A 12,728-nucleotide genomic window follows, 5' to 3' on the forward strand; every position below is an offset into this window, starting at 1 on the left:
CGCCTAGCGCTTGCCCTCGGCCAGCACCAGGTCCACGGTGATGCCCGACGCGATGACCAGCGTCTTCAGCGGCTCGGGCAGCGTGGGGTAGCGCGGCCACAGCACGTAGGTGTCGGCGGCGGTGAACAGGTCGCCGAGGTCGGCCACCTGCCGGTTGACCTTGGCGATCTCGTGGTCGGTGTGGTCGACGATCTTGAAGTCGAAGCCCCAGAAGTCGCCCTTGATCGTGCCCAGGTGCCGCTTCCAGGGGTCCAGCAGCCGAAACCCCGCCTTGAACAGCTTGAAGTCCTGGTCGATGTAGCCGATCGGGGTGCCGTCGGGGTGGGCGATGGTGGTGGAGGCCGTCCACAGCGCCCACGACTTCTCGATGTAGAGGCGCGGGCGGCGCCAGGCGTCGTTGACCATCAGCTTGCGCGCGAAGCCGGCGGTGTTGCCCGCCATGAACCGCAGCGCCTTCATGCCGCCGTCCAGCCCGACCTCGTGCACGTGGGCGAGGTGCCGGCCGTTGCGGTCGTAGCAGTGGTACTCCGACTCGTCGATGAAGAAGCGCTTGGGCTGCTTCACCACGATGGGGGCCGTGTTGAAAAGATCCTGCACGAACGGGTTGGACGCGCGCGGCGGCCCGCCGGTTCCCGCCCGGCGCGATCCGCCCGCGGGCCCACCACCCCGGGCCGCCCGCCGCGCGGCGCCCGCCGTAGGCTCGGCACCATGGCACCACGTGAATCGGCGGCCCCCGCTCCCGTGATCGACGCCCTGGCCTGGGTGCACGTGCGCGACCGGCGGCTGCTGTGCGTCCGCACGATCGGCCTGGAGCGGTACTACCTGCCCGGCGGCAAGCGCGAGCCCGGCGAGAGCGACGAGGCCGCGGTGGCCCGGGAGGTCGCCGAGGAGACCGGGGTGGAACTGGTGCCCGGCACCATCGCCCCGTTCGCGGTGGTCGACGAGGCCGCCGACAACCGCCCCGCGGGCACCCGGGTGCGGCTGTCCTGCTACACCGCCGACCACACCGGCGAGCCGGCGCCCGCCAACGAGATCGCCGACCTCGCGTGGCTGGCCCACGCCGACCGCGACCGCTGCGCGCCGGCCGTGCGCCGCGTCCTGGACCTGCTGCGCGAGCGGGACCTCGTCGACTGAGGCGGAGCGGACCGGCGCCGCCGCGGGGGCCCGCCGCGCTAGCCGGCGGCGGTGGCGGCCGCCCGGCGCGCGGCCGGCCGCCCCGCCAGGCCTGCCAGGCGCGCCAGGCGGGTGTAGGAGTCCAGCATCTCGGCGCGGTCGTAGGTGCTCAGGGTCACCAGCACCTCGTCGGCGCCGGTGCGCCCCACCAGGTCGGCGAGCTGCTCGGCCACCTGGTCCTCGGTGCCGTGGACGTGCCCGGCCATGGCCTCGTCGAAGCGGGCGCGCTCGCGGTCGGTCATCTGCCGCGCCTCGACGTCCTCGGCGCTCTCCAGCGGCGGGAACACCGCGTGGGTGCGCGAGTAGGCGAACGACCACGCCTCGGGCACCAGCAGGCGGCGGGCCGCCTCGGGGGTGCCGGCGACGGCGACGTTGCCCGACACCACCACATAGGGGCGCGGCGCCCACCGCGAGGGGCGGAAGGCGGCGCGGTAGTCCGCGACCAGTCCGGCCATGCGCTCCACCCCGCCCACGGGCGCGATGACCAGCGGCAGGCCCAGTTCGGCCGCCGTGGCCGCGCCCGCCCCGGTGGCGAGCAGGAACGGCGCCGCACCGCTGCCCTCGCCGGGGACGGCGTGCACGCCGGGGTGGTCGGTCTGCTCCCCGCTGATGAACCCGAGCAGCCGCGCGAGCTGGTCGGGGAAGTCGTCGGCGGCGTCGGCGCCGCGTTCGAGCGCCCGGCGGATACCCGAGGTGAAGCCCAGGGAGCGGCCGATGCCCATGTCGATCCGGCCGGGGTGCAGGGCGTCGAGCACGCCGAACTGCTCGGCCACCACGAGCGGCTGGTGGTTGGGCAGCATCACCCCGCCGGTGCCCACCCGGATGCGCGAGGTGGCCGCGGCCACCGCCATCGCCAGCACGGTGGGCGCCGAGCCCGCGACCCCGGGGACGCTGTGGTGCTCGGCCACCCAGAACCGGTGGTAGCCCAGCTCCTCTGCCTGCCGCGCGAACTCGACGGTGTCGCGCAGCGCCCGAGCGGGGTCCTGCCCCCGCCGGATGCTGGAGCGGTCGAGGACGGAGAGGCGGAGGGCGGGCGGCAGCGTGCTCACGAAGGTTCCAACAGCGCGCGCCGCCGGGAATTCCCGCGGTGCGCGGAGGCGCGTCCCGGGGCAGGGGCGCGCCCCCGCGCGTGCGCGGGCGGCCGTGGCGGCGGCGCTCAGGCCCGCGCGGCGGGGCGCTCCGGAAGCGGCGCGCCGAACCGGCCCGCTGCCAGGGCGTCGGCGCTGAACCTGCCCGGGCCGTGGACCAGCACCAGCAGGCAGATCGCGGCGAGCACCATGACGTACTCGAAGCCGCCGTTGGCCAGCATCAGGCCGCCCTCGGCGTGGACGAAGACCCAGGCGCCGCCCATGATGAACGCGAGGACCACGGCGGCGGCGCGGGTGACGGCGCCGACGATGAGCAGCACGCCGCCGACCAGTTCGCCGTAGGCCAGGAACGGGGCGCTCAGCTCGGGGAGCGGGATGCCCAGTTCGCGGTGCCCGGGGACCATCTCGGCCACGCCCCGGTTGACCACCGCGTCCCAGCCGTGGGCCAGGAACACGGCGCCGACACAGACCCGCACCAGCAGAAACGCCACGTCGGTGAGAACCGCGTCGGACCGTACCAGGTATTTCATCTGGTCTCCTTTTTTTGGGGATTTCTACCATTTGACCAGCCCTGATACTGAAGCGGGAAATACCGATCGCGAATACCGATATACCCTCAAGGTATGGAGGACTTCGACGTGCGCGAAATCCGCTACTTCCTGGCCGTCGCCGAAGAGCGCAATTTCTCGCGAGCGGCGGCCCGCCTGGGCATGTCCCAGCCTCCGCTGTCCCGTGCCATAAAGCGCATGGAGCGGCGGCTGGGCGCACCGCTGTTCGAACGCGGCCACCGCGCCCTGCGGCTCACCGCCGCCGGCCTCACCCTGCGCGACGAGGGCCGCAAGGTGCTGGAGGTCGTCTCGGCGGCCACCCGGCGCACCCGGCGCGCGGCCCGCGCCGCGCCGGCCCTGACCGCCACCGCCGAACCCGGGCGCGGCACCGAGGTGCTGCGCCGGATCGTCGACGCCTACACTTCGCTGCCGGGCGCGCCGGCCGCCGCCATCGCGGTGAGCGGGTACCGCGCCCCGGCGGCCGCCGTGCGCGGCGGGCACGCCGACATCGCGGTCATCAGCACCCCCTACGACCGGCGCGGACTGGCCGTGCTGCCGCTGCTGGAGGAGCGCCGGGTGGCGGCGGTGCCGGCCGGGCACCCGCTGGCCGCGCGCGCCGAACTGCGCTGCGCCGACCTCGCGGGCGAGCCGTTCCCCCGCTGGCCGGACGACACCGGGGCCGCCCGCCGCTACGTCACCGGCCAGGACCGCGCCGACGCCGACCCCGCCGATCCCGGCGACTCCGCCGAGGCGCCGGTCGGCCCCCTGGTCAACGACATGCAGCAACTGCTGGAGGTCGTCGGCCTGGGCCAGGCGCTGGCGCTGGTGCCCCACCACGTGGCCGAGCGCAACCCGCGCGCCGACGTGGTGTACCTGCCGGTGGCCGACGCCAGCCCCTACGCCATGGCACTGGCCTGGCCCGACGACCCGTCCGGCCTGCTGTGCCCGGCGGTGGACCTTTTCGTCAAAACGGCGATCGAGGTCGTGGGCGCGCCGCGGGATTCGCTGCGCGGAACGGCGCCGGCCTAACACGGGGTCGGGTCCGCACCCCATTCCCGCCCGAGCCTTATACGCATACCGTATTCAGTTGCCCGTGATGGGATAACCGCACGCCGCCCGCGCCCGCGGACTTTCCCGCGGCCCATTGCGGAGTGCGAATACCCCATTCACAAGGCGTTTCCCGGGTTTCGGGGAATTTTCGAGCCGCCGCTGCCGCCCGTCCGCGCCGGACGCTCCCGCACCGCCGGACGGCACGGGCCCCCGTGGTCGCGCTCAGGCCATCGCGGGCAGCGCGGGCAGGACCCGGGCCGGCTCCGCCACCGGGCGGCCGCCGCGGTGCACGATGAGCGCCGACCCGTCGGCGCGCCCGGCCAGCCAGGCGAGCAGGTCGCCCGCCGCGCCCTCGGCGGTGACCGCGGGGCCGGCCGCCGCGCCGATGCGGAACTCGGCGCCGGTCTCGGCGACGCGCAGCAGCACGGGCGGCACCTCCTCGGCCACCGCGAAGCGGCCGGCCAGCAGCGCCAGCTCGTGGCCGACGAACTCCTCGGGCCAGTCCTTGGGCCGGTAGCCCAGGTCGAGGTCGACGTGGTGGTACTCCACCTCCGCCAGCCGCTTCCACGGCAGGGCCGAGGCCGGGAACCGGGCACCGGAGCGGTGCACCACCTCGAACCCCCACGCCGCGCCGCCGGTCTCGCGCGCCGCGCGCGCGAAGCGCTCGGCGGTGGCCTCGATGTCGGCGGCCTGATCGCGGGGCGGCCGGCCGGCGCCGTCGGCGATGCCCTGGGCGCGGGCCTCCTCACTGGCGTACATGGCCGCGGCGCGGCCCTCCTGGGCGCCCTCCAGCACACCGGTCAGGGCGTCGGCGTTGCGGGCCAGGTGGGCGAGCACGTGGCCGCGCGTCCAGTCGGGCAGCAGCGACGGCTCGCCGACCTGGTCGGGGCGCATCGCGGCGACCGTGTCCAGCAGGCGGCGCGTGGCGTCCTCGACCAGGTCGAGGACCGCGGCCGTGTCGTCGGTTCGGATCCGGGGTGCGGTCATCGTCGCCTCCTGTGCTGATCGCCGCGCGGCCGCTGCGGCGCCGGGCCTGGCGGGCCTCGGGCGGGTACGGCGGTCTGGGCCGCGCCCGGCCGGGCGCGGACAAGGCCGTTGCGACGCTACCACCGGGGGCCGTGCCGCCGGTGGAGGCGGGGCGGCGCCGGCGCGGACGGCCCCGGAACGCGAAGCGGGCGGCCCCCTGCGGGGACCGCCCGTTCGTCGCAGGCACTGTGTTCGCGTACCCGGACTTCGGACCTCTCGAAGGAGAGAAGCCCTAGAAGTCCATGCCGCCCATGCCGCCGGCGTCGGGGGAGGCCGGGGCGGCCTTCTCCGGCTTCTCGGCGATGACGGCCTCGGTGGTCAGGAACAGACCGGCGATGGAGGCCGCGTTCTGCAGCGCGGAGCGGGTGACCTTGGTCGGGTCGATGACACCGTCCTTGAACAGGTCGGTGTACTCGCCGGTGGCGGCGTTGAGGCCGATGCCGGCCTCCAGGCTCTTCACCTTCTCGGCCACCACGCCGCCCTCAAGGCCGGCGTTGATCGCGATCTGCTTCAGCGGCTCCTCGATCGCGCGGCGCACGATGTCGGCGCCGATGGCCTCGTCGCCCTGGAGGTCCAGCTTCTCGAAGACGGGGACGCCGGCCTGGAGCAGCGCGACACCGCCACCGGGCAGGATGCCCTCCTCGACGGCGGCCTTGGCGTTGCGGACCGCGTCCTCGATGCGGTGCTTGCGCTCCTTCAGCTCGACCTCGGTGGCGGCGCCGGCCTTGATGACCGCCACACCGCCGGCCAGGCGGGCCAGGCGCTCCTGCAGCTTCTCGCGGTCGTAGTCGGAGTCGGTGCGCTCGATCTCGTTGCGGATCTCGTTGACCCGGCCGGAGATGGCGGTGGCGTCACCGGAGCCGTCCACGATGGTGGTCTCGTCCTTGGTGACGACCACCTTGCGGGCGCGGCCGAGCATGTCCAGCTCGGTGTTCTCCAGCTTCAGGCCCACCTCTTCGGTGATGACCTGGCCGCCGGTCAGGACGGCGATGTCCTCGAGCTGGGCCTTGCGGCGGTCGCCGAAGCCCGGGGCCTTGACGGCCACGGACTTGAAGGTGCCGCGGATCTTGTTCACGACGAGGGTCTGCAGCGCGCCGCCCTCGACGTCCTCGGCGATGACCACCAGCGGGCGGCCGGCCTGCAGGACCTTCTCGACGATCGGCAGGAACTCGTTGTTGTTGGAGATCTTGGAGTTCGCGATGAGGATGTAGGGGTCCTCAAGGACGGTCTCCATGCGCTCCAGGTCGGTGGCGAAGTAGGGCGAGATGTAGCCCTTGTCGAAGCGCATACCCTCGGCGAGCTCCAGCTCCAGCCCGAAGGTCTGGCCCTCCTCGACGGTGATGACGCCTTCCTTGCCGACCTTGTCCATGGCCTCGGCGATGGCCTCGCCGATCTGGACGTCGCCGGCGGAGATCGAGGCGGTGGAGGCGATCTGCTCCTTGGTCTCGACGTCCTTGGAGAGGTTCGCCAGCTCCTCGCTGATGCGGGTCACGGCGGCGTCGATGCCCCGCTTGAGGCCGACGGGGTTGGCGCCGGCGGCGACGTTGCGCAGGCCCTCGCGGACCAGGGCCTGGGCCAGCACGGTGGCGGTGGTGGTGCCGTCACCCGCGACGTCGTCGGTCTTCTTGGCGACCTCCTTGACGAGCTCGGCGCCGATCTTCTCCCACGGGTCCTCGAGCTCGATCTCCTTGGCGATGGAGACACCGTCGTTGGTGATGGTGGGGGCGCCCCACTTCTTCTCCAGAACGACGTTGCGGCCCTTGGGGCCGAGCGTGACCTTGACGGCGTCAGCGAGCTGGTTCATACCGCGCTCAAGGCCGCGACGGGCCTCTTCGTCGAACGCGATCAGTTTGGCTGCCATAGACTTCTTGTCCTCCCGGGACCGGGCTGATACGCGAAGTGGTACGAGCCGACGCCCGCGACGGACGACCGCTCCCGGGCCGGCAACCCCGCTGCCGTCGGGTGCGGTCTCATCGCCTCGAACCAGGATTAGCACTCGCGATCCATGAGTGCTAACGATCCCCTTTTTAGCACTCTCCCTAGGCGAGTGCAAACGCCTCGCGCGGTTTTCCCCAGCGGGCTACCCGCAGGTCAACCCGCCGGTCCCGCCCCGTTCGCCGCCCTTCCCCGCCCTGCTCACCGGACATGCCGCGGCCCGCGCCCGACCGCTGCCGAAAGCGGGGACGCGGGCCGGGAAACAGCGGTCAGCAGCCTCCGGCCACCGCCGGGATGATGGAGACCTGCGACCCGGACACCGTGGGGGTGTCCAGGCCCTGGGCGAAGCGGACGTCCTCGTCGCCGACGTAGACGTTGACGAACCGGCGGATCCTGCCGGAGTCGTCCACGATGCGCGCCCGGATGCCCGGGTAGTTGGCGTCGAGGTCGGCCAGGACCTCCTGGACGGTCTCGCCTTCGGCGGTGACCTCGGCGGCGTCCTTGGTGTAGGTGCGCAGGATGGTGGGGACGCGGACGCTGACGCTCATGGGGCGGTGTGCTCCTTGACTCTTTCGCTCGTGCGGTGTGGCGTGCGGCGTGCGGGGCCGCCGGCGGCCGGCGGCCGGCGGCTAGACCAGCCCGGCGGCCTTGAAGACGTCCAGCGACGGCTTGATGGTGGCGGTGACCCCGGCCTCGACCGCGTTGAGGGTCTTCAGGCCGTCGCCGGTGTTGAGCACCACGGTCTCGGCCTGGGGGTCCAGCGCGCCCTCGGCCAGCAGCTTGCGCAGCACGCCGGTGGTGACACCCCCGGCGGTCTCGGCGAACACGCCCTCGGTGCGGGCCAGCAGCGCGATGGAGTCGACCACCGCGGCGTCGTCCACGTGCGCCACCGCGCCGCCGGTGCGGCGGCAGATGTCGAGCACGTAGGGGCCGTCTGCCGGGTTGCCGATGGCCAGGGACTTGGCGATGGTGTCGGGCTTGACCGGCTGGATGACGTCGTGGCCGGCCTCGAACGCCCGCGCCACCGGCGAGCACCCGGTGGCCTGGGCGCCGAACACCTTGTAGGGGCGGTCCTCGACCAGGCCGAGCGCGACCAGCTCGCGGAAGCCCTTGTCGATCTTGGTGAGCTGGGAGCCCGAGGCGATCGGGATGACGATCTGCTCGGGCAGCCGCCAGCCCAGCTGCTCGGCGATCTCGTAGGCCAGGGTCTTGGAGCCCTCGGCGTAGTAGGGGCGCAGGTTGACGTTGACGAACCCCCAGTCCTCGCCGGCGGGGTCGCCGATCAGCTCCGAGCAGAAGCGGTTGACGTCGTCGTAGGTGCCGTCGATGGCCACCACCTGGCCGCCGTAGACGGCCGCCATGACGACCTTGCCCTCCTCCAGGCCCGCGGGGATGAACACGCAGGAGCGGAACCCGGCGCGCGCGGCGGCGGCGCCCACCGCGCCGGCGAGGTTGCCGGTGGAGGAGCAGGACAGCGTGCGGAAGCCGAAGGTGCGGGCGGCCTCGACGGCCATGGCCACCACCCGGTCCTTGAAGGAGTGGGTGGGGTTGCCGGAGTCGTCCTTGACGTGCAGCGCCCGCATGCCCAGCTCGGCGGCCAGCCGGTCGGCCCGCACCAGCGGGGTCAGGCCGGGGTTCATGTTCGGCAGCTCGGCCACGTTGTCCGGCACCGGCAGCAGGGCGGCGTAGCGCCAGATGTTCTTGGGGCCGCGCTCGATGGCCTCGCGCGAGATGTCGCCGAAGTCGTAGGCCACCTCCAGCGGCCCGAAACAGAACTCGCAGGCGAAACGCGGGGCGAGGTCGTAGCGCTGGCCGCACTCGCGGCACGAGAGCGCGGCGGCGGAGCCGAAGGGGCGGGTGGCGGCAGCGGTGGCCGGTTGGGCGGCGGTGGTCGCCATTGCGAGGCGTCTCCCCTCATCTTTCCTGATGACCGCTTTGGTCCAGGCCGGAGTTGGCACCTGCCTCGGCCGCCTCGCGGGGATCGCGAGCAACGCACACCGAGATGGTTGCCGGGGCTTCGCAGGGCCGGTCCCTCCACCCCTCTGGATGAGCAATGTGAAATTGTGCGGTCCCAGCTCGGAATACAGCCGGATCCGAGGGACACTGTAACCCACGGTTCGTCCGCTTTGCCATCGAGGGTGATCCGGGTAACACCCGCGCGGCGGGCCGGCCGGGCGGTCCCGCCGGACCTGCGCCCGCGCCCGGATCGGGCCGCCCAACCGGGCACACGCGAGCCCGGACCGGCTCCCGCTCGTGTTTGCGCGCGTCCGCTAAAGGCGAGACCTATGACACCTTCCGTTAACGAACCCTGTTGCCGACGGCTGCCCGTGTAGTCAAATCGGTGTAGCCGCACGAAACATCGGCGCAATGACCGGGTGACCAGGTGAGAGGTGGGCGATCAGGTGGACAAGGCGCAGATCCTTGTTGCTTCCAACAGGGGACCGGTGTCCTTCTCGATCAACGAGGACGGCTCCCTCGACTACCGGCGCGGAGGCGGCGGCCTGGTATCGGGGCTCAGCTCCGTGGCGGCCACCAGCGACACCCTGTGGGTGTGCGCGGCGCTGTCGGAGGCCGACCGCAAGGCGGCGGCCGCGGCCCCCGGCGCGCGGCTGGACCTCGCCGGCTTCGACCTGGGCGGCATGCGCGTGCGCATGCTCGACATCCCGGCCGACACGTTCACCGACGCCTACACGCGCGTCGCCAACTCCACGCTGTGGTTCGTGCACCACATGCTCTACGACACCCCCAACAAGCCGCGGTTCGACGCCGCCTTCCGCCGCGAGTGGGAGGGCTACCGCGACTACAACAGCGCGTTCGCCGAGGCCCTGCTGACCGGATCGGCCGACAACGCCCGCGTGGCCGTGCAGGACTACCACCTGGCGCTGGTGCCGCGCATGCTGCGCGGCCGCCGCCCCGACCTGCGCATCACCCACTTCTCCCACACCCCGTGGGCGCCGCCGGAGTACTTCCGCATGCTGCCCGCCGAGATCGGCCGGGAACTGCTGGAGGGCATGCTCGGCGCCGACCACCTGGGCTTCCTCAGCCGGCGGTGGGCCGACGCGTTCCTGCGCTGCTGCGAGACCTTCCTGCGCGTCGAGGTCGACTGGAGCAAGCGCACCGTGGAGTTCGGCGGGCGGCTGATCGAGGTGGCCGTGCACGCGCTCGGCGCCGACGCCGCCGGCCTGCGCGAACGCGCCGCCCAGGCCGACGTCGAGGAGCGCCGCGCCGCCCTGCGCGAGCGGGTCGGCGACCGCAGGCTCATCGTCCGCGTGGACCGCACCGAGCTGTCCAAGAACATCGTGCGGGGCCTGGAGGGCTACCGCGAACTGCTGCGCGACCACCCCGAATGGCACGGCCGGGTCACCCACCTCGCGTTCGCCTACCCCAGCCGCGGCGACGTCCCCGAGTACCGCGAGTACACCGAGTCGGTGCGCCGGGTCGCCAAGGAGATCAACCAGGAGTTCGGCACCGCCGACTGGACCCCGCTCATCCTGGAGGTCAACGACGACTTCCCGCGCTCGCTGGCCGCCTACCGCATGGCCGACGTGCTGCTGGTCAACCCCATCCGCGACGGCATGAACCTGGTCGCCAAGGAGGGGCCGGTGCTCTCCGACAACGGCTGCGCGCTGGTGCTGTCCACCGAGGCCGGCGCCGCCGACGAACTCGGCCGCGACGCCCTGCTGGTCAACCCCTACGACGTCAGCGAGACCGCGCGGGTCCTGCACCGGGCGCTGGAGATGGACGACGACGAGCGCCGCGCCCGCTGCGAGCGGCTCGTCGAGAGCGCCACGGCGCTGTCGCCCACCCGCTGGTTCGAGGAGCAGCTGCGCTCACTGCGGTAGTCCGCCGGGGCGGGGGCGCCGCGGTCCCCGCCCGCGTTCTCCGGGAAGCGGCCGCCCTCGGGGGCAGGGGGCGGCGGAGCGATCAGGCCCGCCCGGCCGCCGCGCGGGCACGCCCCAGAATCTCCTCGACCACCTCGGACTTCGCGTCGGCGTAGTCCTGCACCTCGCGCCACGCGCGCTCGGCGAGCGCGAGCTTGGTGCGCTGGTACAGCGCGCGGTCGGCGTCGTCGGAGCGCAGCCGGTCGCGGAACATCAGCATGCGCCCCACCTCGGGGGAGCCGGCCCCGAACACGTGCAGGTTGACGTTGACGTCGGGGCCGTTGAACAGCCGGTGCTCGTGGAAGTCGGGCTCCCGGTGCCGCAGCGCGTAGCCGGCCGCCTCCAGCCGCGGCGCGTAGGAGTCCTCGTCGGCGGGGTCGGCCACCACCAGCAGCACGTCCACGCACGGCTTGGCGGCGAGCCCGGGCACCGACGTGGAGCCCACGTGCTCCACGGCCAGCGCGGCCTCGCCCAGGGCCTCGCGGATGCGGTCGGCCTCGCGCTGGTAGAGGTAGGGCCATTTGGGGTCGTAGTCGACCAGCAGCACGCGGCCGTCGCGGAAGTGCGGGCGGTGTGCGGACGCGGCGGCACCCGAGGCGCGCGACGGCAGGGGCGGCGGGGCACCGCCGGCGGTCGGGTCCTCCCGGCGCGGATCCTGGGCGCCCGGGGCCTCGGCAACGGGTTCAGGGAGCTGGTCGAGGGGCATGGCCCCAGACTTCTATGTTCGCCTACCGCACGTCAAGGCGCCCACCAGCGACGACGCGCTAACGCAGCGCCACAACACGCCCCTGGTCAGCGGCGGCGGCGCGCGCCGCCGCGCCGCGACCGCTCGGAGCGCTCGGGGAAGCCGTAGGGGTTGGCGGTGGCGCGGCGCACCAGCACCACGCCGGCGGCCACCAGCAGCACCGCGGCGGCGGCGACCGCCGACCACAGCGGCCAGTTGACGGTGTTGTCCGCATCGGCGTCCCGGGCCAGCTCCTCGTCGTAGAGCGGCACGCCCTCGGCGGAGGAGCCCGCCTGCTCCAGCGCGGCCCGGGCGTCCACCACGCCCGCGCCGTACCCCGGCGCGCCCGCGCCGGCGGGCGGGGCCGCCGCGCTCGCGGTCAGGACCTCGGCGACCTCGTCGGGGCGCAGCTGCGGGTACTCGGCGCGCACCAGCGCGGCGGTGCCCGCCACGAACCCGGTCGCCACCCCGGTGCCCTCGGCGGTGGTGTAGCCCCCGCCCGGCTCCAGCGCGGTGATGTCGGCGCCGGGCGCGGCCAGGCCGACGCCCTCGGCGGCCGGCGAGCCCGCCGCCAGGGCGAGGTCGCGGGTGACGGCGCCGACGGAGAGCACGTCGCGGTAGCCCCCTGGGTAGGCCGACTCCCCCTCGCCGGCGGGCGCGACCACCAGCGCGCCGCCGTCGGCGGCGTAGGTCACCGCCGCCTGCACCGACTCGTCGGGCTCGGCGGTGGCGGCGCCGGCGGGCAGCGTGATGACCTGGGCGCCCTCGCCCGCCGCGTACCGCACGGCCTCGGCCAGCCGGTCGGCCCCGCCGCCCTCGGCCACCACCGGCACCGACAGCAGGTCGGCGCCCGGGGCCACGCCCACCACCCCGCCGGTGAACTCCCGGCCGTGGCCGCGCCCGGCGATCACCCCGGCCAGGGCGGTGCCCGAGGCGCCGGGTCCGCCGCCGCCCCCGGTGAAGTCGGTGCCCTCGGTGACCGCGTCGGCGAGGTCGGGGTGGTCGCCGTCGACGCCGTCGTCCAGGACGGCCACGAGGATCCCCCCGCCGTCGTTGGCCTCGGCCGCCGCGGGGGCGCCGATCTGCTCCATCCCCCACTGCTCGGGGCGCAGCTCCGCACCGTCGGCGGCGGCCGGCGCGGCATGCGCCAGCACCGGCAGCAGCGCCGCGCAGACCGCGGAGGCGGCGCGGACGGCGGGCGGGATACTGCGCATCGTGTCTTCCCCCGTGACTGACAGGCTGCCGCGGCGCGTGAGTCCACCCGGGCGCGCGGCGTGCGGGCGGCGGCGCGGCGTGCACCGCC

General features: G+C 73.9%; 12 protein-coding genes and 1 riboswitch. Of the genes, 3 read left to right on the forward strand and 9 right to left on the reverse strand.

Annotated elements, in window-relative coordinates; translation table 11 throughout:
• Window positions 1-3 precede the first annotated feature (3 nt).
• Window positions 4-597, reverse strand: coding sequence for a phospholipid scramblase-related protein (locus HNR12_RS15080; protein WP_179768090.1), 594 nt, complete (start codon window positions 595-597; stop codon window positions 4-6).
• Window positions 598-708: 111 nt separating this feature from the next.
• Between HNR12_RS15080 and HNR12_RS15085 the strand changes: the two genes are divergently transcribed.
• Window positions 709-1,134: an NUDIX hydrolase gene (locus HNR12_RS15085; RefSeq protein WP_179768091.1), complete on the forward strand. Its 426-nt coding sequence runs from the start codon at window positions 709-711 to the stop codon at window positions 1,132-1,134.
• 38 nt (window positions 1,135-1,172) lie between these two features.
• Here HNR12_RS15085 and HNR12_RS15090 read toward each other — a convergent pair whose 3' ends face one another.
• Entirely contained in the window at window positions 1,173-2,222 is a 1,050-nt protein-coding gene (locus HNR12_RS15090) for an LLM class flavin-dependent oxidoreductase (protein WP_179768092.1), read from the reverse strand.
• 107 nt (window positions 2,223-2,329) lie between these two features.
• On the reverse strand, window positions 2,330-2,791 hold the full coding sequence (locus tag HNR12_RS15095) for a DoxX family protein (protein WP_179768093.1): 462 nt from the start codon (window positions 2,789-2,791) through the stop codon (window positions 2,330-2,332).
• Window positions 2,792-2,884: 93 nt separating this feature from the next.
• Here HNR12_RS15095 and HNR12_RS15100 point away from each other — a divergent pair, with 93 nt between their 5' ends.
• Window positions 2,885-3,838, forward strand: coding sequence for a LysR family transcriptional regulator (locus HNR12_RS15100; RefSeq protein WP_179768094.1), 954 nt, complete (start codon window positions 2,885-2,887; stop codon window positions 3,836-3,838).
• 243 nt (window positions 3,839-4,081) lie between these two features.
• On the opposite strand, the gene HNR12_RS15105 is transcribed toward HNR12_RS15100, so the two are convergent.
• From HNR12_RS15105 to thrC, 4 genes are all read right to left on the reverse strand, one after another.
• Window positions 4,082-4,846, reverse strand: a complete 765-nt coding sequence (locus HNR12_RS15105; protein WP_179768095.1) for a maleylpyruvate isomerase family mycothiol-dependent enzyme — start codon at window positions 4,844-4,846, stop codon at window positions 4,082-4,084.
• Window positions 4,847-5,117: 271 nt separating this feature from the next.
• Window positions 5,118-6,746 (reverse strand): chaperonin GroEL, encoded by a 1,629-nt coding sequence (gene groL / locus HNR12_RS15110; protein ID WP_179768096.1) that lies wholly within the window; start codon window positions 6,744-6,746, stop codon window positions 5,118-5,120.
• A 343-nt stretch (window positions 6,747-7,089) separates the two neighbouring features.
• Complete coding sequence (locus HNR12_RS15115; protein WP_179768097.1) at window positions 7,090-7,368, reverse strand: MoaD/ThiS family protein; 279 nt, start codon at window positions 7,366-7,368, stop codon at window positions 7,090-7,092.
• Window positions 7,369-7,449: 81 nt separating this feature from the next.
• Window positions 7,450-8,718 carry a threonine synthase gene (thrC, locus tag HNR12_RS15120; protein ID WP_179768098.1) on the reverse strand — a complete coding sequence of 423 codons (1,269 nt, stop codon included), beginning with the start codon at window positions 8,716-8,718 and terminating at the stop codon, window positions 7,450-7,452.
• Between the two features lie 13 nt (window positions 8,719-8,731).
• A riboswitch (SAM riboswitch) is annotated at window positions 8,732-8,873 on the reverse strand.
• Between the two features lie 349 nt (window positions 8,874-9,222).
• Here thrC and HNR12_RS15125 point away from each other — a divergent pair.
• A complete protein-coding gene (locus HNR12_RS15125; RefSeq protein ID WP_179770624.1) occupies window positions 9,223-10,662 on the forward strand; it encodes an alpha,alpha-trehalose-phosphate synthase (UDP-forming) in 1,440 nt (479 codons plus the stop codon).
• A gap of 82 nt (window positions 10,663-10,744) precedes the next feature.
• On the opposite strand, the gene HNR12_RS15130 is transcribed toward HNR12_RS15125, so the two are convergent.
• Complete coding sequence (locus HNR12_RS15130; protein WP_179768099.1) at window positions 10,745-11,407, reverse strand: GrpB family protein; 663 nt, start codon at window positions 11,405-11,407, stop codon at window positions 10,745-10,747.
• 86 nt (window positions 11,408-11,493) lie between these two features.
• Entirely contained in the window at window positions 11,494-12,639 is a 1,146-nt protein-coding gene (locus HNR12_RS15135) for a S8 family serine peptidase (RefSeq protein ID WP_179768100.1), read from the reverse strand.
• Between the last annotated feature and the right edge of the window lie 89 nt (window positions 12,640-12,728).

Origin of the sequence: Streptomonospora nanhaiensis (genome assembly GCF_013410565.1) — a bacterium.
Lineage (GTDB): Bacteria > Actinomycetota > Actinomycetes > Streptosporangiales > Streptosporangiaceae > Streptomonospora > Streptomonospora nanhaiensis.

Excerpts from the sequence above, each read along its gene's own strand:
- groL (WP_179768096.1), bottom strand. The coding sequence starts at position 6,746 with ATGGCAGCCAAACTGATCGCGTTCGACGAAGAGGCCCGTCGCGGCCTT.
- HNR12_RS15105 (WP_179768095.1), bottom strand. The coding sequence starts at position 4,846 with ATGACCGCACCCCGGATCCGAACCGACGACACGGCCGCGGTCCTCGAC.
- HNR12_RS15100 (WP_179768094.1), top strand. The coding sequence starts at position 2,885 with ATGGAGGACTTCGACGTGCGCGAAATCCGCTACTTCCTGGCCGTCGCC.
- HNR12_RS15130 (WP_179768099.1), bottom strand. The coding sequence starts at position 11,407 with ATGCCCCTCGACCAGCTCCCTGAACCCGTTGCCGAGGCCCCGGGCGCC.
- thrC (WP_179768098.1), bottom strand. The coding sequence starts at position 8,718 with ATGGCGACCACCGCCGCCCAACCGGCCACCGCTGCCGCCACCCGCCCC.
- HNR12_RS15095 (WP_179768093.1), bottom strand. The coding sequence starts at position 2,791 with ATGAAATACCTGGTACGGTCCGACGCGGTTCTCACCGACGTGGCGTTT.
- HNR12_RS15085 (WP_179768091.1), top strand. The coding sequence starts at position 709 with ATGGCACCACGTGAATCGGCGGCCCCCGCTCCCGTGATCGACGCCCTG.
- HNR12_RS15115 (WP_179768097.1), bottom strand. The coding sequence starts at position 7,368 with ATGAGCGTCAGCGTCCGCGTCCCCACCATCCTGCGCACCTACACCAAG.
- HNR12_RS15135 (WP_179768100.1), bottom strand. The coding sequence starts at position 12,639 with ATGCGCAGTATCCCGCCCGCCGTCCGCGCCGCCTCCGCGGTCTGCGCG.